A 23,226-nucleotide genomic window follows, 5' to 3' on the forward strand; every position below is an offset into this window, starting at 1 on the left:
TGGAATTTTCGAAGGGTAATTTTTTACTTTGCTCTATTAGATTCTAGCGCGGTTTGCGTTTTCAATCATTTAAATGCTAAAATAAATGCTACAAGATAGAAAGTGTGGTTATACAAATGAAGGTTTTATTTATCGGCGATATCGTCGGTTCGATAGGTCGTGACGCAGTAGAAAAATATTTGCCGCGTTTAAAGAGAAAGTATGCAATAGATGTTGTTATTGCAAATGGTGAAAATGCTGCGGCAGGTCGCGGTATTACACGTGCCATTTATAATGATTTATTACAAATGGGTGTGGATGTTATTACGATGGGTAACCATACGTGGGACAACAAAGACATTTTTGATTTTATCGATGATGCGGACTACTTAATTCGTCCAGCGAACTTCTCAAAAGATGCGCCAGGTAAAGGGATGACACAAGTATCGAAAAATGGCGTCACAATTTCAGTTATTAATCTTCATGGTCGCGTTTTCTTACCACCTCATGAAGATCCGTTTGCGATGGCAGAAGAGTTAGTTGCGGAAGCACGCAAAACATCTCCATTAGTATTTGTCGATTTTCATGCGGAGGCAACGAGTGAAAAGATTGCACTAGGCTGGCATTTAGATGGGCGTGCATCCGTTGTAGTAGGTACGCATACGCATGTACAAACAGCAGACAATCGTATTTACCCAGGAGGTACTGCTTATATTACCGATGTTGGTATGACGGGCCCGTACGATGAAATTTTAGGTATGGGGAAAGAAAATGTCCTGTATAAATTCCAAACGAACATGCCCGTACGTTATGAAGTACCGAAAAAAGGCCGTGAAGTATTAAGCGCATTTTTTGTCGAGTTAGATGATAAAACAGGAAAAGCTGTACGTCACGAACGTGTATATATTAATGAAGACAATCCGTTTCAGCCATAAATAAAGAATACAAAATTTTACTAAATGAAACACCTTTCGTTGAATAGGATGGGGCGAATCCATCCTTCTTCGAGAAGGTGTTTTTTTGTCAGATGATAAATTATCAATTAGGAATATAGTAGATAAATCATTCATAAACTATTTAATACTGTTAATATACAAGATTCTAATGTGAAAAATGAGCTGGGGGTATAGGGATGAATGTCCTAGTTACTGGTGGTGCAGGTTATATAGGCATCCACACATGTGTTGCTTTATTGGAAAAAGGGCACACCGTTATTGTTGCTGATAATTTTTGCAATAGTACGGTAGATAGCGTAAATAAGGCAATGGAAATTACAAGTAAGGAAATTGTTTTTTACCATATCGATGTGACGGATGAGCAGGCGCTAGAATCTATTTTTTCACAACATAAAATAGATGGTGTCATTCATTTTGCAGGTTTAAAAGCAGTGGGCGAATCTATAATGCTCCCTTTAACTTATTATTTTAATAATATTGTCAGCACAATGTTACTTGCGAAAGTTTGTCTAAAACATCAAGTGAATCGATTTATATTTAGTTCATCTGCAACCGTTTATGGAGAACAAAAGGTACCCTTTATAGAAACTTTGGAACCCTTACCTACAACCAATCCATATGGAGAAACAAAAGCAATGAGTGAACGTATTTTAACAGATATTGCAAAAGCGAATCCCACTTTCTCAGTATCCTTACTTAGATATTTCAATCCAATTGGAGCCCACCCAAGTGGACTGATTGGTGAGGCACCAAATGGAATTCCAAATAATTTAATGCCGTATATCACTCAAGTAGCAAGCGGAAAACGAGAAAAATTGAGTGTTTTTGGCAATGACTTTTTTACCGTTGATGGCACCGGTGTTCGTGATTATATTCATGTAATGGATTTAGCAGAAGGGCATGTTGCCGCACTAGATAACCTTACAGCAGGTGTTCATATTTATAATTTAGGAACAGGGCAAGGCACGAGTGTTTTACAATTGATTCAAGCATTTGAAGAAGCAAATAGGCTTGAAATCCCTTATGAAATTGTTAATAGGAGACCAGGTGACATTTCTAGCAGCTACGCGAATGTATCAAAAGCGAAACGCGAATTAAGTTGGACAGCAAAACACGATATTACCGCGATGTGCAGAGACGCGTGGCGATTTGAAAACAATAGAGAACAAATAAAGATACGATAGATGAGCGAAAAGTATTTTCAGTGCCCAATACCCATAAAGTCAGAATATTAAACATAATAGGAATATAGCTATTCAATCAAAGCATATATTGAAAAGGAATAATATTACTAGTGAATAGTTTTAAATGAAAGAAATAAACAAACATGAAAATATTGTTCCATACACTCTTAATTAGTAGAAGTGAAATATGGAAACAAGTGTACATGATAGATAGTTTCAGCTTTCTCAATATGAAAGATCAGGAGGGTGTTTTTTGAAAAAAATAAAAAAGGCAATTATTCCTGCAGCGGGCATGGGGACGCGGTTTTTACCAGCAACAAAAGCGATGCCTAAAGAAATGTTGCCAATTATTGATCGACCTACAATTGAGTATATTGTAGAAGAAGCAATCTTATCTGGTATTGAAGATATTATTATCGTAACAGGAAAAGGTAAAAGAGCTATTGAAGATCACTTCGATCGGAATTTTGAGTTGGAACAAAATCTAAAAGATAAAGGGAAGTTCGACCTTTTAGAAAAAGTGAATAAATCTTCAAATATTAACATTCACTATATCCGTCAAAAAGAGCCTAAAGGATTAGGGCATGCAATATGGTGTGCACGGAAATTTATAGGGAATGAGCCGTTTGCTGTCCTATTAGGGGACGATATTGTCCAAGCAGATATTCCATGTACAAAACAATTAATGGATCAGTATGAATTAACGAATAGTTCAATCATAGGTGTACAGCAAGTAGCATATGAAGATACAAACCGCTATGGCATTATCGACCCCATTAAAAATGAAGATGGCATGTATCGAGTTCGAAAATTTGTTGAAAAACCAGAACAAGGAACGGCACCATCAGATTTAGCGATCATGGGGCGCTATGTGTTAATGCCAGAAATATTTGATTTACTAGAAAAACAAGAGGTGGGTGCTTGTGGTGAAATCCAATTGACAGACGCGATTCAAAAGTTAAACGAAATCCAATCTGTATATGCATATAACTTCAAAGGGAAACGGTATGATATCGGGGAACAGCTTGGGTTTATTCGTACAACAATTGAGTTTGCACTAAGAAATAATGAGCATGGTCCAGATATATTAAAAATGCTCGAGAAGATTATACTTGATAATAGGGAATTGAAACAAAAAACAGCCACAACAATTGCACGAACGGCGAAGAAAGATACGATTGTTGTGACCGAATATAACGTACCAGTTGGCACGAAAGATTGACTGCTGGAAACAATCAATCTTGTTGAATTATACCATAATTAATGTTGTTGGAAATGCTAAAAATATACAAAACTTTTTATAAATGAACTGGAGCTAAAAGATTAAGTCACTCATAAATAAATAAATAAATAAATAAATAAATAAATAAATAAATAAATCGATTAATAGAAAGTTGGTGAATCCATTTTGTCCAGTATTACTTCGAAAGAACCGTCAAATAGAGAAAAGTCTACAGTGTTTTCAATAGAAAATCCGAATCAAAAAGTGCTAATAAACAATAGAAAAGGTTATTTAATTAGCAAACGCGTAACGGATGTTATTTGTTCTTTACTTAGTCTTATTGTATTAACACCTATTTTTTTTATTATTGTCCTTCTGATTAGAATAGAAGATCGTAATTGTCCGGCGATATTCAAACAAATTCGTATTGGTCAAGATGGTAAACCATTTTATATGTATAAATTTCGTTCGATGGTAACGAATGCAGAGACATTAAAAGTTTATTTATTACATCAAAATGAAGCAACAGGTCCAGTTTTTAAAATGAAGGATGACCCAAGAGTTACAAAAGTTGGGCGATTTTTACGGAAAACAAGTTTGGATGAATTACCGCAACTGTTGAATGTATTAAAAGGCGAAATGAGTTTAGTCGGTCCAAGGCCACCCCTACAAGAAGAAGTGAAGCAATATACAAGTTATGAAAGACAACGATTAAATGTTACGCCAGGACTTACGTGTTATTGGCAAGTTAGTGGACGCAGTAATTTAGGTTTTGAACAATGGATGGATTTGGACATGAAATATATTCGTGAAAGAAACTATTTAGTAGATAGTAAGCTCATTATAAAGACAATCTTTGTGTTATTCGGTTCAAAAGATGCGTATTAAAAGGTGGCGCTAATATGGAATTGACTGCAAAAATTTATGTAGCGGGGCATAGAGGATTAGTTGGATCAGCGCTTGTTCGGAAACTACAAGAAAAAGGTTATACGAATCTAGTCTATCGAACAAGTGAAAAGGTGGATTTGAGGAATAGCGATCATGTGTTAGCCTTCTTTGAAGAGGAAAAGCCAGAGTATGTCTTTCTTGCTGCTGCAAAAGTAGGAGGAATCGTTGCGAATAATGCGTATCCTGCTAACTTCATTCGAGATAATTTACTTATTCAAATGAATGTAATCGACGCAGCGTATCAATATGGCGTAAAAAAATTACTGTTTCTTGGCAGTACTTGCATCTATCCGAAATTTGCACCACAGCCCATTAATGAAGCGTGTTTAATGACGGGGAGTTTAGAGCCGACGAACGAGGCGTATGCCATTGCCAAAATTGCGGGCATCAAAATGTGTGAAGCGTATAACAAACAGTATGGAACAAACTATATTTCTGTTATGCCAACGAATTTATATGGGCCGAATGATAATTTTGATTTGGAGACATCTCATGTTCTGCCTGCTTTAATGAGTAAGTTCCATGCAGCCAAAGTCACTAACCAACGTACTGTTGAAGTTTGGGGAACCGGTACGCCACGAAGGGAATTTCTACATTCCGAAGATTTGGCCGATGCATTAATCTACTTAATGCAATCTTATGATGAAAATCAATTAATCAACGTCGGTGTTGGAAAAGATATATCGATTCAAGCATTAGCTGAAAAAATTAAAGAAGTAGTAGGGTTTGAAGGACAGATTGAATTTAATACAACGAAGCCAGATGGAACGCCACGAAAATTAGTAGATGTTACAAAAATAAATGAGCTTGGCTGGCAAGCATCGATTTCATTAGATGAAGGGTTAAAAAAAGTATACGATTGGTTTTTAAATCATGTAGAAAATACAGTAAATGTCCGGAATTAGTAGGGGGGAATTACATGAAAAAGGCTTTGATCACAGGTGTAACCGGGCAAGATGGTTCTTTTTTAGCAGAGTTTTTGTTAGAAAAAGGCTATGAAGTACACGGGATTATTCGTCGTAGTTCTTCTTACAATCAAGAAAGATTAGAAGGTCTTTTATCTGAACACTCAAAAGTATTCGTAAATCACAAGAACTTTCATCTTCACTACGGTGACGTGACAGATGCCTTGAATATTACTCAGCTAATTGGTGCAATCCAACCGGATGAAATTTATAATTTAGCCGCTCAATCACATGTCCACGTTTCGTTTGAGATGCCAAGTTATACATTGGATGTCGATGCGAAAGGAACATTAAATATTTTAGAAGCGACGCGTATTCTTGATCTAACTGAAAAAACGAGAATTTATCAAGCGTCCACTTCTGAATTGTTTGGGGAAGTTCAAGAAGTACCACAAAAAGAGACAACCCCATTTTATCCACGCTCTCCATATGGGGTTGCTAAAATTTATGGCTACTGGATCACGAAAAACTATCGTGAATCATATAACATGTTTGCAGTGAATGGCATATTGTTTAACCATGAATCTGAACGACGTGGTGAAACGTTTGTGACAAGAAAAATAACGTTAGCAGCTGCACGAATTACACAAGGAAAACAAAAAACATTACAATTGGGGAATTTAAACTCTTTGCGTGATTGGGGCTATGCGAAAGACTATGTAGAATGTATGTGGTTAATTTTGCAGCACGATCAACCAGAAGACTTTGTTATCGCAACAGGTGAAATGCATAGTGTCCGAGAGTTTGTCGAACTGGCATTTAAACATGTCGGGATCGAATTGGAATGGGATGGAAAAGGCATTGAGGAAAAAGGAATCAATAAATCTACAGGTGAAGTCGTAGTAGAAGTGGATCCGAAATATTTCCGCCCAGCAGAAGTGCACCAATTATTAGGGGATCCTACAAAAGCGCGGACGTTATTAGGCTGGAATCCGACGAAAACGTCATTTGAGAAATTGGTAGAAATAATGGTTCGTCATGATGTAGAAAAAGTGTCAAATGAATGGCGCTTATTCGAGATGTTTGATTAGAGTTGTGTCGAGGAACGATTAATGAGTTTTAAAGGTGGTAGAAATAATCGATGCATCAAACGAATGTAAACAATAAAATTCAATATAATTCTCACATAGATAAAAGTGAAATTCCTACATGTGAAATTATTGGCGTTCATATTGCGGCGATTAATATGAAATGGTTAATGGAATTTTTGGCTAATAATTTGCGGGGGACGTTGGAAAATATTTTAGCTGGCCAATATATATGTGTTTGTAACGTTCATGCTACAGTGATGGCTAATGAAGATTCAGAATATAGGAGAATTCAAAATGAGAGCTTAATGTCCATTCCTGATGGAGGGCCCTTGTCCACGATTGGTAGAAGACGAGGACATAAAAATATGGAAAGAACGACTGGACCAGACCTGATGGAGGAAGTATTTAAACAGAGCGTTGAAAATGAATATAAACACTACTTTTATGGATCTACGGAAGATACATTAAAAAAAATGAACCACATTCTACAAAGGAACTACCCTGGAATTCAAATAGTAGGGATGTACAGTCCCCCATTTAGCTTACTTGAACCTAAAAAAGAGGAAGAAATAATTAAAGAAATAAATCGTACGAATCCTGATTTTATTTGGGTTGGACTTGGAGCGCCGAAACAAGAAAGATGGATGGCATCACAACAAGGGAAAGTGAATGGATTGATGATTGGGGTAGGGGCCGGTTTTGATTATGTTGCTACAAACATTAAGAGGGCTCCTATTTGGATGCAAAAATATAATATGGAGTGGTTTTATCGGTTGATACAAGAACCGAAAAGGCTTTTCAAGAGATATGTAGTTACGAACATTAAGTTTATCTATTACGTAATATTAGATAGTTTTAGTAAGGGTTGATGGATTAATGAGAAAAGTAAATATATGTATGGTCGTGCAAGAGCCATTAGTTAGGGGAGGTATTGCGGCAGTAGTAAATGGATACCGTACTTCGAAGCTAGAGGAAGCGTTTAATATTTATTATATAGAGTCTTATAAAGATGGTGGGAAGTTATCGAAACTTTGTAAAGTAATTTTGGGGTACTTTCATTTTATGTTTATTTTAATGTTCTATAAACCATCTGTTGTTCATATCCACTCTTCTTTTGGTCCTAGTTTTTATAGAAAAATTCCATTTATTTATTTTGCTCATTTTAAAAAGATCCCGATAATCAATCATATTCATGGAGCAGATTTTGAAACTTTTTATACGAAAGCCTCTCAAAAGAAGAAAAAATTAATTCGAAAGATATATAACAAGTGCTCAAAGTTAATTGCGCTATCCGATGAATGGAAGGACAATTTGATGAAGATTGTACCTGAAAAGTCCATTATTATCATCCATAATTATAGTCATCCACATTATGATGTCGTCATAAATAGAGATACACGAGAACTGAATTATCAAGTGCTATTTTTAGGCGAGATTGGCAAGAGAAAAGGTTGCTATGATATACCTAATGTTGTTGAAAAGGTGTCAAAGATCATTCCAAAAGTTAAATTTGTTCTAGCAGGAAGCGGCGACATCCAGCAATTAAAACGAATTCTTGAGGACAAAGGAATGAGTAAATACGTAGAATTCCCTGGATGGGTTCGAGGGACTGGAAAGGATAAATTGCTTAGAGAAAGCGATATTTTCTTTTTACCTTCTTATAATGAAGGGATGCCAATGTCTATATTAGATGCGATGGGTTACGGGTTACCTATTGTAAGTACAAATGTCGGTGGAATTCCCAAAATTGTTGTGAATGGTAAAAACGGATATACTTGCGAACCAGGAGATACGGACTGTTTTGCAAATTACATGATTGAATTACTGTTATGTAGAGAAAAGTTAAGAGATTTTAGTAATGGGAGTTATGAAATAGTGGAGGAGAACTATTCTTTAGATTTGCATATAAAATCACTTGAAAAATTATATTTAACCTATATATGTTGAATTTATGAAACTAACATCCCATTAGAATGAAAATCTGACTAAGAATACGTCGCCTCCCACGGCAGCGACGCACTCGATTAAGTAGGATCTTTTAGAACCAAAAACTTTATACAAGGCTGGTCTTGCACAAAGCACAAAGATGAGTCGTACGGATTTGTGCAACAAAGCTGTGCGCCTCATGTGCTTAGCCAGCCTAAACTAGCAAATACTTTATTAGAAGTTTTATTAAAATATTTACATCATAAGGATAGAATCTTTTGTTTAACTTATATATAAGTTAGGGAAATAAATGAGCCTACATTTTGACTAAAGATGGAGAAACGCATATGAATAAAGCTAAAAATGTAACAATCAGTGTATATTCAATTCTTCTTTTTAGTATAGCGTTATATACTTTGGCAACTTTAATTTATTCATTAATCCCGAATATTCCAGTCAATAAGCTGTTTGCAATGATTGTTGCCTTTACAATACTATATTTATATATTCAAAGAATTACTTTAGAACGAATCATAATATTGTTATTCTGTTTATTTTTTTCTATATATACGACCATTATATCTGAATATTCAAGTGATAATATTAATGACTTATTATGGATTGTTACTACTGTTTTAATAATAGGAATAGCTTCCGATCAAAAGTTTCGTAGCGGTCTGGAACAAGCTATTAAGAGAAATAAAAAATGGATGAAAATGATAATTATCGTAATTGAGCTCATATTATTAATGGCTGTTATCACTCCGTCTAGTTATGGAAATGATGTTGGATGGGGAAAAGATGCAAGTTATTTTGTTGGATTTGCAACACATAGTCATACTTTAGCAAGTGCCTGTTGTCTTTTAATTGTATTAATTATGACAGTTTATAAAGATAAGAAAATAAGTTTGATGGAATATGCGTATTATATATTACCTATATACAGTATTCTCTTTTCTGGGGCTAGGACGTTTTTAATTTCGGTTTTAATTTTAATAATGATTAATGTATATATGAAGAAAAATAGTAAGCTCATGCGGAATATGACACTTTTGGTCATCTTAAGCTCATTTATTTTCGCCTTGTTTAATAGTAGCATGATTAGTAAATTCGAGTTTACTTCTAATAATGTGTATGCAAAAAATATGTTAGATTCTATTACTAACGGTAGATCCGAATTTTGGAAGTATGATTTAGATTTATTTTTCAACTCCAATTTTTTTATCCAATTATTCGGTCGGGGATTTGAGTATATATATAATTATAATTATTTGAAAGTCGGCATTAAAATTTGGGCACATAATGATATTATAAATAATTTAATATCGATAGGGTTAATCGGGACTTTAGGGTATGTATATATTTGGTTTAAGTATATTAATAATTTCTTTAAAAGACCTAGGATTGATTTTTCTAAAGTCCAATTTATTATTTTTATGCTATTTACTTTATATATAGTAGCCCCAATGTTGCTTAATGGATTGTATCAATATCAGCATTATATTTTTAGTAGTGTTTTATTAGGACAGCTGATAAGTCAGAGGGATTAAGTGGGAAAGTTCCGAACGACCAAAAAATGATGACGAATATGCTGCTAAAAAATCTAGAAATATTGACAAAGACGACCTTCAAAAGGAGTAAATGCAATGAAATTAATTTTACTTTCAGGCGGTTCAGGTAAACGTCTTTGGCCGTTATCAAATGATGCGCGGTCAAAGCAGTTTCTTAAAGTATTAGAAAATGAGGATGGTCAATTAAAATCAATGGTCCAGCGTGTATGGATGCAATTAAAAAATGTAAATTTAACGGAATCAACCATCATTGCAACGTGTAAAACGCAAGTAGATATGATTCAAAATCAGCTTGGTCAAAAAGTGGACTTAGTAATCGAGCCGAGCAGGAGAGATACTTTTCCAGCTATTGCATTAGCAGCATCCTTCCTTTATTCCGAAAAAAAGTTACCGCTAGATGAAGTAGTTACCATCTTGCCGGTGGATCCATTTGTACAAGAAACCTTTTTTGAACAAGTGACTGAATTAGAAAATATATTAAATCAAACAGAAGCAGAAATCGCACTTATTGGTGTTACACCTACTTATCCTTCCTCTAAATATGGCTACATTATACCTAGTACAAATCCTACTCACTCACTTAATTATACTCGTGTTCAACGTTTTATAGAAAAACCGACAGAACTTTTAGCAGAAAGTTTAATCGAACAAAATGCACTATGGAACTGTGGTGTATTTGCATTTAAATTAAGTTTTATCCTATCCATCCTGGAAGAGCGTGGATTTCCACTTGATTATAATGAATTACGAACACAATATGACAAACTTCCTAATACTAGTTTTGACTATGAAGTTGTTGAAAAAACAGAAAATATAATTGCTCTACCTTACGATGCCTATTGGAAAGATCTAGGTACTTGGAGGACATTAACTGAAGAAATGAGTACAACACAAATTGGTAAAGGAATTATTACGGAAGATTGTGAGGAAACGCATTTAATTAATGAACTAGATATTCCTATCGTTGTATTAGGTGTTTCCAATGTCATAGTAGCAGCAAGTCCAGATGGAATTTTAGTTGCGGACAAAGACAAAAGTCCTCGCATTAAAGAAATTGTAGGTCAATCACATAATCGCCCAATGTATGAGGAGCGTCGTTGGGGATGGTATAAAGTTTTAGATCATCTAAAAACGGAAGAAGATTACGAAGTGCTTACAAAACGAATAGGTGTGAAAGCCGGTAAAAATCTTAGCTATCAATATCATCAACAAAGAAGTGAGATTTGGACCGTGATTAAAGGTGAGGGGCTATTTGTCCACAATGATCAATTACGTGTAGTCCGCCCAGGAGATGTGTTACAAATTCCAGTTGGCGAAAAGCATGGATTAAAAGCAGTAACGGATTTAGAAATCATTGAAATTCAAACAGGGGCGCAGTTAATTGAAGAAGATATAGTAAGAGTATTCATGACATGGGATGAAGTGGAAGAGCATTGTTATGAATTAAATAATTAATTAATATAGAGGGGTTTCGATTTAAACACCCATTTATTAAAAAAGGAGAGAACTTATGGGGGAAATTTTAGTAAGTATTCACTGTCCCACATATAATCATGAGCATTATATAGCTGATGCTATTGAGAGTTTTTTAATGCAAAAAACAAATTTTAAGTTTGAAATATTAATTCATGATGATGCCTCAACGGATAGAACAGCGGAAATTATTAAAATGTATGAGGAAAAATACCCCGACATCATCAATCCTATTTATCAAATAGAAAATCAAAGATCACAAGGAATATCGGTAACTCAGTTAAATTTCAAGAGAGCAAAAGGGAAATATATTGCCATATGTGAAGGCGATGATTATTGGACGGATCCTCAAAAGTTACAAAAACAAATTGATTTTATGGAAGGTCATCCTGATTGTAGCTTGAGTGTCCATGCTGGTACTGTCGTTTCGGCAACAGATAAGAAAAAGAAACGGAATAATCGCCCAAACCAAGGCGATAAATTTTATACGGTTGAGGAAGTAATTGAAGGTGGTGGTGGGCTTTTTTTGACAAATTCGATGCTGTTTCATGCGGAATTAGGTCAAAGTAGGCCCCGTTATTTAGAAAATGCGCCAGTTGGAGATTATCCTTTAGTAATCAATTTATCTTTACAAGGAAAAGTGCATTATATGGATGAATTTTTGTCGGCTTACCGTGTAGGAAACGGTGAATCATGGACTGGCAAAAACACTTCCACTATTGAAAAAGTTACTGCCCACTTTCATGAAATTTCTAATATGCTTGATGAATTAAATCTGTATACAAACTATCAGTATGACGATGCGATTAAGAGGAAAAAAAAGCTTGATCAAGTCCATATTTTATTAAAACAGAGAAAGTTTGATGAAGTAAAAAAAGGAGTATATAAAGATACTTATTTAAAGTTAGACGATAAAACAAAGTTAATTATATTTATGGAACAATATAGTCCATGGGTAGTGAACTTCTTTAAAGCTAGAAGGAGATGGATTAGTTGGATGGTGAAGTAACGAAATCGAAAGTTCTTACATCTCTTCTATGGAAACTAATGGAGCGCGGTGGAACACAAGGAATTCAATTAATCGTGATGATTGTGTTAGCAAGGCTGCTCTTACCAGAGGAGTTCGGTTTAATTGTCCTAGTAACTATATTTCTGACAATTGCCGGCGTGTTTGTACAAAGTGGATTTAATACGGCACTTATTCAGAAGAAAGATGTAGATGACATCGATTACTCATCTATCTTTTATTTAAGCCTATTTGTAGCAAGTGTTCTTTACCTCATTCTTTTTTTTACGGCACCATTAATTGCCGTCTTTTTTGAGCAACCAAATTTCATGACGGTTTTGCGAGTTCTATCCTGTACATTATTTTTAGGCGCTTTTCATTCCATTCAAAATGCGATTATTGCTAAAAAAATGGAGTTTAAAAAACTATTTATGAGTAGTTTAGGCGCGAATATAATTTCAGGGATAGCAGGAGTATGGATGGCCTATAACGGTTTCGGCGTTTGGTCATTAGTTGGACACCAATTATTGAATCAATTTATGATCACGCTATTTTTGTGGTTTACCGTTACGTGGAGACCGCAGCTGCACTTCTCAGTGAAAAGAATTAAAACATTATTTTCATTTGGCTGGAAGTTAATGGTGTCATCATTGATTGATGCGCTTTACTCGAATATACGCAACGTATTGGTCGGTAAATTATATAGCCCCGCGACCCTAGCTTTTTATAATAGAGGGGATCAATTTCCAAGCTTTCTTGTTAGTAATATTAATGGTTCGATTCAGTCTGTCATGCTTCCAACATTGTCATCCTATCAAGATGATAAACAACGAGTAAAGGACATTGTACGGCGATCGATTGTTACGAGCGCATTTATTGTATTTCCAATGATGATTGGTTTGGCTGTCATTGCAGAACCACTTGTTAAAATTTTATTAACCGAAAAGTGGCTTCCATCTGTTCCATTCTTACAAATTTTTTGTTTTATATATGCTTTATGGCCAATTCATACAGCGAACTTACAAGCGATTAATGCTTTAGGTAGAAGTGATATTTTTTTGAAATTAGAAATTGTTAAGAAACTAGTAGGACTACTTATTTTAGGAATAAGCTTGCCATTTGGCGTTCATGCGATGGCTATTGGCATTTTCATTGGTGGTATCATAGGATTATTTATTAATGCCTATCCCAATTTGAATTTATTAAATTATAGTATTCAAGAACAATGGAAAGATATACTCCCTTCTTTACTTATTTCGTTCGTTATGGGGGGGATCATTTACCCCATTCAGTGGTTCGGAATGTCGGATATGCTAACAGTTACCATTCAAATCGGAACGGGAGTCGTACTTTATATTAGTTTAGCGACTATTTTCAAACTAGAGTGCTTTACGTATTTATTAGAGACGATAAGAGAAATGCTTGGTAGAAAGAAAGGTATAGCGGTTAAAGAACTTTATTAAAATAAATCAAAACGAATAATGTCAGGTAGTTCGCTTTCATAGGTACGAACAATAAAACGGCGAAACAGATGGAAAAATCGATTTCAATTTAAGATAGGAACAGCGAACCATTAGTAAGGGAAGTGAATACATGTTAACTATAAAAGCAATTGATGGGACAAAAAACCGGAAATCAGAGCTTGATCTAATAAATTTTGATGAAAAGGAAAAATGGGATGCAATTGTAAAAAGCTTTACTAATTTTGATATTTATTACCTCACCAGTTATATAAAAGCGTTCGAAATCCATGGAGATGGTGTACCATTGCTGTTCTATTATGACGATGAAAATTTTAAGGCTATCAATGTTGTGATGAAAAGAGATATATCAAATGATATGCGGTTTAGAGGGAAAATAGAGTCGAATGTTTTTTATGATATTATGACGCCATATGGTTATGGTGGTTTTTTAATAGAAGGAAATGTAACACAAGCAAGCTTAAAGAAACTTGAACATGCTTATTGTACCCTATGCCTAAAAGAAGGAATTATTAGTGAATTTGTTCGTTTTCATCCTGTTAAAAACAATAGTGAGTATATGAAGGAGATTTATGATATTTCACTACTTGGAAAAACGATTACAATGCCATTAAGTTCACAAAATCAAATTTTGAGTAACCTTACAAGTGAAAAAAGAAAACGGATTAGAAAAGCGAAGAAATTAGGATTTGAAATTTATTGGGGCAGATCACCAAAATTAATTGCTGAATTTATACGTTTGTATAATTCTACGATGGAGAATAATCATGCTGCAGATTATTACTATTTTACAAGTGAATTCTTTGAAAGTATTCTTTATGATTTAAAATACAATTCATCCGTATTTTATGCTGTTGATAATAAAGAAAACATCGTAGCAATGGCAATTTTCTTATATATAAACGAACAAATTAACTGTTTCTTGTCTGCATCAAATAAAGAGCTTGATCATCTTGCACTAACTAATTTAATCATGTATGAAGTCGCTTGTTGGGGGAGCGAAAATGGGTATAAAACGCTTCATATGGGTGGAGGTGTAGGAGGGAAAGAGGATAGTTTATATCATTTTAAAAAGGCGTTCAACAAAAATTCGGCAACTAATTTCATACTCGGAAAAAAAATTTTTAATGAAGAGAAGTATGGGGAGTTAGTTGAAATTAGAAGAATAGCAGATGACTTTAATGAAGAAACACAGTATTTTCCAATCTATAGAAGCTAAACTTTAGTAATTGCAAGAAATACTTCGTTCATCACAAAAATGCGGGTGTGACAAATTTTGGATTACTGTCATAGTACTTAAATTTTTTTATAGAGGTGTAGAAAATGAAAAAGTTATTAATGCTAGGTGGTGCACCATCACAAGTTCCAGCTATTAAGAAAGCAAAAGAGATGGGGATTTTTGTTATAACATGTGACTATCTTGAAAAGAATCCCGGCCATCAATTTGCTAATGAATACTACAATGTTAGCACGATAGATAAAGAAGCAGTTTTAGCATTAGCCAAGTCATTACAAATAGATGGAATTATGTGTTATGCGGCAGATTCAGGAGCGCCCACAGTAGCCTATGTTGCGGAACAGTTAGGTTTGCCAGCATTTCCATATAAATCTGTTGAAATCCTGTCTAGTAAAGATTTGTTTCGCTCCTTTTTAAAGGAAAATAATTTTAACGTTCCACATGCAAAAGGATATTCCACGTTAGAAGAAGCAACTGCAGATTTTCATCACTTTAAAATGCCGGTGATGATTAAACCAATTGATGCATCAGGAAGCAGAGGGATTTCGAAAATAGATTCACCGGAGTTACTTAAAGAAAAGGTCGAATATGCTTTACATTTCTCAAGAGCTAAACGTTTTATTATTGAAGAATATATTGAAAAATCCGGTTTTCAGGTTGGGGTAGATTGTTTTTCTGTAAATGGAAGTTTAGTTTTTTCCGGAATTGCAAATAACCATTTTGAATCCCGACTGAGCAATCCATTTTTTCCAGTAGGAGAAAGTTATCCTAGTAATATTTCGAAGGGTATGCAGAATAAAGTTCATCATGAAATTCAAAGATTAATCGAATTGTTAGATTTAAAGACGGGTCCTTGTAATGTAGAGATTCAATTTGATGACAAAGAAAATGTTTATATTTTGGATATTGGTGTGCGAAATAGTGGAGATTTAACGCAAATAATAAAGTATGCAGATGACATTGACTTAATCGAATTTACAATTAAAGCGGCATTGGGCGAGGATTGTACGTCTTTAATGATGGGCCAAACAGAAGAATATTGGTCAAATTATTCAGTGATTAGTGAGAAGAGTGGTTTATTCAGAGGGATTACTATTGCAGATGAGTTTCTTAAACATAATATTATTGAATTAGAAGTTCAATTAAATCAAGAAAGTAAATTGGTAGAACCCGGTGATTTATTGGGGAAAATGATATTAAAATTTGATTCAATGAAGGATATGCTAAACAAAATGGAAAATATAGAAAATTCGTTGAATGTAATTGTTGAAGAAAGTATAGTGAGCGATGTTTTGAAATAATAAACGAGGTGCAAAATGAAAAAATTACTTATGCTAGGTGGTTCACATTTTCAAATTCCTGCGATAAAGAAAGCAAAAGAGATGGGCTATTACGTAATAACTTGTGATTATTTAGAAGATAATCCAGGCCACCAATTCGCTGATGAATCCTATAATATTAGCACTACTGATAAAGAGGCTGTCTTACATTTAGCAAAGTCGTTGGAAATAGACGGAATTGTTTGTTATGCAGCGGATTCAGGAGCACCAACAGTAGCCTATGTTGCTGAGCAATTAGGATTGCCGTCACATCCATATAAATCTGTGGAAATACTAACTAATAAGGATAAATTTAGAGAGTTCCAAAAGGAAAACGGTTTTAATATACCTAGGGCAAAGGGATATTTCACATTGGAAGAAGCTAAAGCTGATTTTCATAACTTTAACATGCCTGTCATGATTAAACCCGTTGATTCGTCAGGGAGTAAAGGCGTTTCGAAAATTGATTCAATCACACTGCTTGAAGAAAAAGTAGAGACTGCTTTAAGTTTTTCTAGAGCCAAACGTTTTCTTATAGAAGAGTATATCGAAAATTTTGGTCCTCATGTTGGAGGAGATGGCTTTTCTGTAGATGGTAAACTTGTATTTCGTTGTTTTTCAAATGAATATTTTTCAACGACTAATTTTAATCCATTTGTTTCGATATTTGCGAGTTGGCCATATATGATGCCGGCGCGTTTACACAATCAGATTCATAGGGAAATTCAAAGAGCATTAAGTTTACTCAATATGCAAACAGGTGCTTACAATTTTGATGTTCGTGTTGATAACAATGAAAATGTATATCTTATAGAAATTGCCCCAAGAAATGGTGGAGATTGGAATCCTAATGTAATAAAATACGCAACGGGTATAGATACGATTGAATATGCGATGAAGGCAGCATTGGGTGAAGATTGTAGTAATTTAACTATGGTAGAACCTCGAGGATATTGGGGGAGTTATGTATTGAATAGTGGGAAAAGTGGGATTTTTAAAGGGATTGAGATTCAGGAAGATTTTAAAAATAACAATCTTGTAGAACATGAATTAGTAGTACAACTAGGTGATGAGATTACTGCACTTACAGGAGCGCATGATAAAGTTGGAATCATGATATTGAAATTTTCATCAACCGAAGAAATGTTAGATAAAGTAAATAACATGTCTGACTGGGTGAAGCTTATCGTTGAAGAACCGTCCATTACGAATAACTAATAATATATCGTACATGTGGATTTTGAAGAATTTTTTTAATTCGAATTTTTTGAAAATTTAAATATTTTAAAGCTTACCAAAAATAGACATCGGATTTTTTATCTTCTTAGAGGTGATGGAATGAAAGACTTAGGTGGTTACTTTGGTATGGAGCAGTTAGTAAATAATGAATATCATGAGGGGTTAGTTGCATTAAATAATGCACGGAATGCCTTGTTATACTTACTTAAGTCAAAAAAAATTCGGAAAGTATATATCCCTTACTACTTATGTGAATCAGTAAGCAATATGTTGAATAAAAATAACTATGAATTTGACTATTATAAAATAGACGCACATTTTAGCCCTATTTTTAATAAAAATATTGATGACGATGAGATTCTTTATATTGTCAATTACTATGGACAGCTTTCTAATGAAAAAATCCTTCTGTTGAAACAAACATATAAGCATGTATTAATCGATAATACGCATGCCTTTTTTCAAAAACCTTTGAATGGGGTAGATACAATCTATTCTTGCAGAAAGTTTTTTGGGGTGCCTGATGGAGCGTATCTTTCAACGAATACCAAACTAAGTGAAGTACTAGAGACGGATGTTTCCAAAGAGAGAATGACACATATTTTGGGACGTTATGAAGGGGCAGCATCGGATTATTATTTTAACTATCAAGAAGCAGATAAGTTGCTTGATAGAGAACCCTTAAAGTATATGTCAAAACTTACGCATAACCTTCTCGGTGCAATTGATTACGAGAATGTACGTAAAGTCAGACGTGATAACTATGCGTTTTTGGAAAGAACACTTAAGAAAAAAAATAAATTGAAACTCATAACGCCTTATGGAGCATTTGCATATCCCTTTTATGCTGAAAATGCAGTTGAAATTAGAGTGAAATTAGTTAAGAAGAAGTTGTTTATTCCAACGTTATGGCCAAATGTACTTGAATCTACATTAGAAAATAGTGTTGAGTATCAATATTCCTCAAATATATTACCGTTACCATGTGATCAACGTTATGGAGAAGATGATATGGAGTATATTGTAAGATGTATAAATGAAGAAATAGAAATTTCAACGACCATGAAATGAGGTAGTTAGATGAATCATCCAGTACAAGTGACACGTTCATCAATGCCGGGCTTTGATGAGTATATAGAAGAAATTAAGGAACTATGGGAAACACAGTGGCTAACGAATATGGGGGTTAAACATACACGATTAGAAGTAGAGTTAGCTCGGTATTTAAACACCTCAAACGTTGCTTTATTTGCAAATGGTCATCTTGCACTTGAATATATAATTGCTGCCCTAAATCTTAAAGGAGAGGTCATTACAACACCTTTCACTTTTGCCTCAACAACCCATGCAATTGTCCGTAATGGTTTAACGCCCATTTTCTGTGATATTAATCCAGATGATTATACGATTCAAACGGAATATCTTGAAAGTTTAATAACAGAGAAAACATCGGCAATTATACCAGTGCATGTTTACGGCAACGTTTGTAATGTAAAGGAAATTGAGAGAATAGCAAAAAAATATAAACTTAAGGTCATATATGATGCTGCTCATGCTTTCGGGGTTACTGTGAATGGGGAAGGTGTAGCTAACTTTGGTGATGCTTCTATGTTCAGTTTCCATGCGACGAAAGTGTTTAATACGATAGAAGGTGGGGCAATAACGTGTGCAGATTCTAGCATAAGTGAATTGCTAAACACCTATAAAAATTTCGGTATAACTGGACCAGAAACGGTCAAGTACATTGGTGGCAATGCAAAAATGAATGAGTTTCAGGCAGCTATGGGCATTTGCAATTTACGAAATGTAGATCAAGAGATAAAGAAAAGAGAAAAAAATTACAATCGGTATGTTGAACATCTCAGTGAAATGAAAGGCATTAAATTATCATTACCTCCAAAAAACACGAAAAGCAATTTTGCCTATTTACCTGTTGTATTTGATGGCTTCTCACGTTCACGAAATGAAATATTTGAAGAACTAAAGAAACAAAATATTTTTGCACGGAAGTATTTTTACCCCTTAACAAATAGTTTGGAATGTTACCAAGGAAAATTCATTCCTAATCATACCCCAGTCGCAGAATATATCGCTGAAAATGTCTTAACGCTCCCATTATATGCAGATTTGAACCTAGAAGATGTTGATAAAATTTGTGCCATCATTAAAACACATCATCAGAACTTACAATTAATCATCCCAAGGTGAGATATTGATCGATTAGAAAGTTCAGTAAAAATCCAAGAGGAGGATGTGAAATATGAAAGGTATACTTTTAGCCGGAGGTTCGGGAACGCGGATGTATCCACTAACAAAGTCGGTTTCCAAACAAATATTGCCGGTATATGATAAGCCGATGATTTATTATCCGCTATCTGTTTTAATGCTGGCAGGAATAAGGGAAATATTAATTATCTCCACCCCTAGAGATGTTGACTTATTTAAAGAACTATTAGGAGATGGAAGTAAATTAGGGATGTGCTTTGAATATGCTGTTCAAAAATATCCCAATGGCTTAGCGGAGGCCTTTATTATTGGTGAGGAGTTTATCGGTGATTCTCCAGTGTCATTAGTATTAGGGGATAATATTTTTTATGGCTCTAATTGGAGTGATGTATTAAAAGATGCTGCGTCATTAACGAATGGAGGCGTCATTTTTGGATGTTATGTAAATGATCCAAGAGCATATGGTGTCGTAGAGGTAAATGAACAAAAGAACGCCATTTCAATAGAAGAAAAACCAGAAAATCCTAAATCATCATATGCAATACCAGGTCTCTACTTTTTTGATAATAAAGTTGTTAAGATAGCCAAAAGCGTAAAGCCTTCAGCGAGAGGAGAAGTGGAAATTACCTCAATTATTAAGGAATATATGAGGAGGGATGAATTAAAGGTGGAATTACCTGGACGCGGGTTGGCATGGTTAGATACAGGCACTCACGAATCCCTTTTAAAAGCGTCAAATTTTGTTGAGGCGATACAAAAAAGACAAGGATTATACATTGCTTGTATTGAAGAAATTGCGTTTAGAAGCGGATATATTACAAAACAACAATTAATTGAACTCGCTCAACCGCTTTTGAAAACAGAGTACGGTAAATATTTGGTAGAAGTTTCACATTCAATAAACAACGCACATGTGACAATGTAGCGTTGTTTATTCAGTTGAACAAGTTTGAAAGTGGTGAGCTAGGTGAAAAAGAAAAAAATCCTCGTAACAGGTGGAGCAGGCTTCATCGGAGGGAATTTTGTTCAGTTTATGGACAGAAAATATCCTGAATATGATCTTTATAATTTAGATGCCTTAACGTATGCTGGAGATTTAACAAAACATCATATGATTGAAATGAAGGATAATTATCATTTTATCAAAGCTAATATTGTGGATTATGATGTGGTTCTTTCCCTTTTTGAAAAAGAACAATTCGATTATGTCGTCCATTTTGCTGCTGAAAGTCATGTGGACCGTTCTATTACTGATCCTGGTATATTTGTTCAAACAAATGTATTAGGGACCCAAGTATTGTTAGAAGCAGCGAGGCGAGTGGAGCTTACAAAATTTGTTCATATTTCAACAGATGAAGTATACGGGGAATTGGATTTTGACCCAACAACCTTTTTTTCAGAAGAAACCCCATTACAACCAAATAGCCCTTATAGCGCAAGTAAAGCATCTTCAGATTTATTAGTTAGGGCGTATCACGAAACATATGGTTTACCCGTTAATATTACGCGTTGTTCAAATAACTATGGACCTTATCATTTTCCAGAAAAGTTAATTCCTTTAACTATTTCGCGCGCATTAAATGATGTGAAGGTTCCTATATATGGAGACGGGCAAAATATTCGAGATTGGTTACATGTATTTGATCATTGCGCGGCGATTGATTTAGTATTGCACAAAGGTGTGAATGGTGAGGTTTATAATGTAGGTGGAAATAATGAACGGACCAATTTAGAAGTTGTGAAAACAATCATTCAAGCATTAGGGAAATCCGAAGAACTGATTGAATTTGTCGAAGATCGTTTAGGTCATGATAAGCGTTATGCCATTGATTCGACGAAGTTAAAACAATTGGGCTGGAACCCTTCCTATACATTTGAAACAGGTATGATTCAAACGATTCATTGGTATATAAAACATGAGGAATGGTGGCAGCACATAATAAGTAAGCAATATCAAAGCTCTTTTAACTTAATTCAGCAGAAATCCCCTACTTCTATAAGTGGGAGATGAATGCCAAAAAGGTAATTTTATTCAGTGGAGGTTCAAACCCTGGCTGAAGGAGATGAACCCAGGCTAAGAACGCCACATCGTGTGGCAATGCCTGAGTGACCAACATCGTGTTGGCCCAAGCTCCGGCGGATGTCACAGATTTTTAAGGAGGCCTGCGTGATGCAGGTCAGTTAGCCGTTGTCGCATGGACGCGACGAACTTAGGCTAACTTCCTTAGTGAGCGAGCTCGAAAAAATCTGGACGCAATTACGCCGAGGCGTAATTGATCAAGTAGTATTCGTTATGAAATTCCTTATTTGTCTGGGTCCTAAATGAAATAGGATTCAGATTTTCTTTATGTTTAAAGGAACTATTTTTTTACCATACAAGTTGCACTTATGAAACAATCATCCATTTAGAATGAAAATCTAATTAAGCAAACGTCGCCTCCCACGGCAGCGACACATCATGAGCAGTAAGTTTCAGATTGCCAACTTTTAAATGGAGGCTGGCCTTGCACAAAGCCCAAGCTAGCCAATACTATAATTAGAAGCTTTGTTAGAAAACGCGCATCAAACGGATAGAATCTTTTCTTGAAATTATATAGGTAGAAGTAATTAAGAGAAAGGATTGCGCATATAAGATAAAGAAGCTCAATAATACCAAAATGCTATTCATACGAACGTTATTAACGTATAAACTACTCGAAATTTTTAGGGAGGTTCAGGGGGGATAGAGTTGGAAGAAACAATCAAGATACAAGAAGTCGTAGAAACAATAAGGAAACGATTATTGCTTATCATTATTTTACTTATTATTACCGCGGGGATTACTGCCGGGATTAGTTTTTATGTATTAACCCCCATCTACCAGGCACAAACACAAATTTTAGTGAATCAAAATAATAATACGAACGAACCTTATTCGAGGTCACAAATAGAAACGGATATACAGTTAATCAATACGTATAATGTCATTATTACAAGCCCTGCTATTTTAAATAAGGTAATTGAAAGAATGAAAATAAACATGTTACCAGAAAAATTAAAAGAGCAAATTACTTTAACGAATGAAAGTGACTCAAAAGTTATTAATATAATAGTAGAAGACTCTAGTCCACAGCAAGCTGTAGATATATCAAATACGGTAGCAGATGTATTTAAAGAGGAAATTCCAAAATTGATGAATGTAGACAATATAAATATTTTATCTGTCGCTAAATTAAGTGAAAATCCTAACCCGATAAAACCGAATAAGACACTTAATATCACCATTGCGGCGGTAATTGGACTAATGTTGGGTATCGGATTATCATTTTTACTCGAATTTTTGGATACAACGATTAAAAGCGAAAAAGACATAGAAGATATAGTAGGCTTACCGACGATGGGCGTAATCGGGTTAATAGCGAAAGAAAAGATTAAAAAATCGACCTTTAAGTCACGTAAAGGAAGGGGGAATTAAAGTGTTTGG

The 23,226-nt window shown here is 34.7% G+C and carries 20 protein-coding genes; all 20 read left to right on the forward strand.

Annotation, left to right across the window (positions count from 1 at the left end; all coding sequences use genetic code 11):
- The first annotated feature begins 116 nt into the window (after positions 1-116).
- Positions 117-914: a TIGR00282 family metallophosphoesterase gene (locus MHI10_RS05180; protein WP_340783581.1), complete on the forward strand. Its 798-nt coding sequence runs from the start codon at positions 117-119 to the stop codon at positions 912-914.
- 197 nt (positions 915-1,111) lie between these two features.
- Positions 1,112-2,119 (forward strand): UDP-glucose 4-epimerase GalE, encoded by a 1,008-nt coding sequence (gene galE, locus MHI10_RS05185; RefSeq protein ID WP_340783583.1) that lies wholly within the window; start codon positions 1,112-1,114, stop codon positions 2,117-2,119.
- Positions 2,120-2,372: 253 nt separating this feature from the next.
- Entirely contained in the window at positions 2,373-3,341 is a 969-nt protein-coding gene (gene galU, locus MHI10_RS05190; RefSeq protein WP_340783586.1) for a UTP--glucose-1-phosphate uridylyltransferase GalU, read from the forward strand.
- Between the two features lie 195 nt (positions 3,342-3,536).
- Positions 3,537-4,229 (forward strand): sugar transferase, encoded by a 693-nt coding sequence (locus MHI10_RS05195; RefSeq protein ID WP_445683211.1) that lies wholly within the window; start codon positions 3,537-3,539, stop codon positions 4,227-4,229.
- Between the two features lie 14 nt (positions 4,230-4,243).
- Positions 4,244-5,194, forward strand: a complete 951-nt coding sequence (fcl, locus tag MHI10_RS05200; RefSeq protein ID WP_340783588.1) for a GDP-L-fucose synthase — start codon at positions 4,244-4,246, stop codon at positions 5,192-5,194.
- Between the two features lie 14 nt (positions 5,195-5,208).
- A complete protein-coding gene (gene gmd, locus MHI10_RS05205; protein ID WP_340783589.1) occupies positions 5,209-6,285 on the forward strand; it encodes a GDP-mannose 4,6-dehydratase in 1,077 nt (358 codons plus the stop codon).
- A 50-nt stretch (positions 6,286-6,335) separates the two neighbouring features.
- Positions 6,336-7,154: a WecB/TagA/CpsF family glycosyltransferase gene (locus MHI10_RS05210; RefSeq protein ID WP_340783590.1), complete on the forward strand. Its 819-nt coding sequence runs from the start codon at positions 6,336-6,338 to the stop codon at positions 7,152-7,154.
- Between the two features lie 7 nt (positions 7,155-7,161).
- Entirely contained in the window at positions 7,162-8,232 is a 1,071-nt protein-coding gene (locus MHI10_RS05215) for a glycosyltransferase family 4 protein (protein ID WP_340783591.1), read from the forward strand.
- A 326-nt stretch (positions 8,233-8,558) separates the two neighbouring features.
- A complete protein-coding gene (locus MHI10_RS05220; RefSeq protein WP_340783593.1) occupies positions 8,559-9,761 on the forward strand; it encodes an O-antigen ligase family protein in 1,203 nt (400 codons plus the stop codon).
- A gap of 96 nt (positions 9,762-9,857) precedes the next feature.
- Complete coding sequence (locus tag MHI10_RS05225) at positions 9,858-11,237, forward strand: sugar phosphate nucleotidyltransferase (protein ID WP_340783594.1); 1,380 nt, start codon at positions 9,858-9,860, stop codon at positions 11,235-11,237.
- Positions 11,238-11,292: 55 nt separating this feature from the next.
- On the forward strand, positions 11,293-12,264 hold the full coding sequence (locus tag MHI10_RS05230; RefSeq protein WP_340783596.1) for a glycosyltransferase family 2 protein: 972 nt from the start codon (positions 11,293-11,295) through the stop codon (positions 12,262-12,264).
- Positions 12,249-13,724, forward strand: coding sequence for a lipopolysaccharide biosynthesis protein (locus MHI10_RS05235; protein ID WP_340783598.1), 1,476 nt, complete (start codon positions 12,249-12,251; stop codon positions 13,722-13,724). Before MHI10_RS05230 ends, MHI10_RS05235 begins: the two co-directional genes overlap by 16 nt.
- Positions 13,725-13,854: 130 nt before the next feature.
- The gene (locus MHI10_RS05240; RefSeq protein WP_340783600.1) at positions 13,855-14,961 is read left to right on the forward strand and encodes a GNAT family N-acetyltransferase; all 1,107 of its coding nucleotides are present in this window, start codon (positions 13,855-13,857) and stop codon (positions 14,959-14,961) included.
- Positions 14,962-15,065: 104 nt separating this feature from the next.
- A complete protein-coding gene (locus MHI10_RS05245; RefSeq protein ID WP_340783602.1) occupies positions 15,066-16,280 on the forward strand; it encodes an ATP-grasp domain-containing protein in 1,215 nt (404 codons plus the stop codon).
- 15 nt (positions 16,281-16,295) lie between these two features.
- The gene (locus MHI10_RS05250; protein WP_340783604.1) at positions 16,296-17,516 is read left to right on the forward strand and encodes an ATP-grasp domain-containing protein; all 1,221 of its coding nucleotides are present in this window, start codon (positions 16,296-16,298) and stop codon (positions 17,514-17,516) included.
- 120 nt (positions 17,517-17,636) lie between these two features.
- Positions 17,637-18,608: a hypothetical protein gene (locus MHI10_RS05255; protein ID WP_340783607.1), complete on the forward strand. Its 972-nt coding sequence runs from the start codon at positions 17,637-17,639 to the stop codon at positions 18,606-18,608.
- Between the two features lie 9 nt (positions 18,609-18,617).
- Positions 18,618-19,745 carry a DegT/DnrJ/EryC1/StrS family aminotransferase gene (locus tag MHI10_RS05260; protein ID WP_340783608.1) on the forward strand — a complete coding sequence of 376 codons (1,128 nt, stop codon included), beginning with the start codon at positions 18,618-18,620 and terminating at the stop codon, positions 19,743-19,745.
- Positions 19,746-19,797: 52 nt separating this feature from the next.
- Positions 19,798-20,688: a glucose-1-phosphate thymidylyltransferase RfbA gene (rfbA, locus tag MHI10_RS05265; protein ID WP_340783611.1), complete on the forward strand. Its 891-nt coding sequence runs from the start codon at positions 19,798-19,800 to the stop codon at positions 20,686-20,688.
- A 42-nt stretch (positions 20,689-20,730) separates the two neighbouring features.
- Positions 20,731-21,774, forward strand: coding sequence for a dTDP-glucose 4,6-dehydratase (rfbB, locus tag MHI10_RS05270; protein WP_340783613.1), 1,044 nt, complete (start codon positions 20,731-20,733; stop codon positions 21,772-21,774).
- Between the two features lie 717 nt (positions 21,775-22,491).
- Positions 22,492-23,217, forward strand: a complete 726-nt coding sequence (locus MHI10_RS05275) for a YveK family protein (protein ID WP_340783615.1) — start codon at positions 22,492-22,494, stop codon at positions 23,215-23,217.
- The last annotated feature ends 9 nt before the right edge of the window (positions 23,218-23,226 follow it).

This window comes from Solibacillus sp. FSL K6-1523 (assembly GCF_038005225.1).
Lineage (GTDB): Bacteria > Bacillota > Bacilli > Bacillales_A > Planococcaceae > Solibacillus.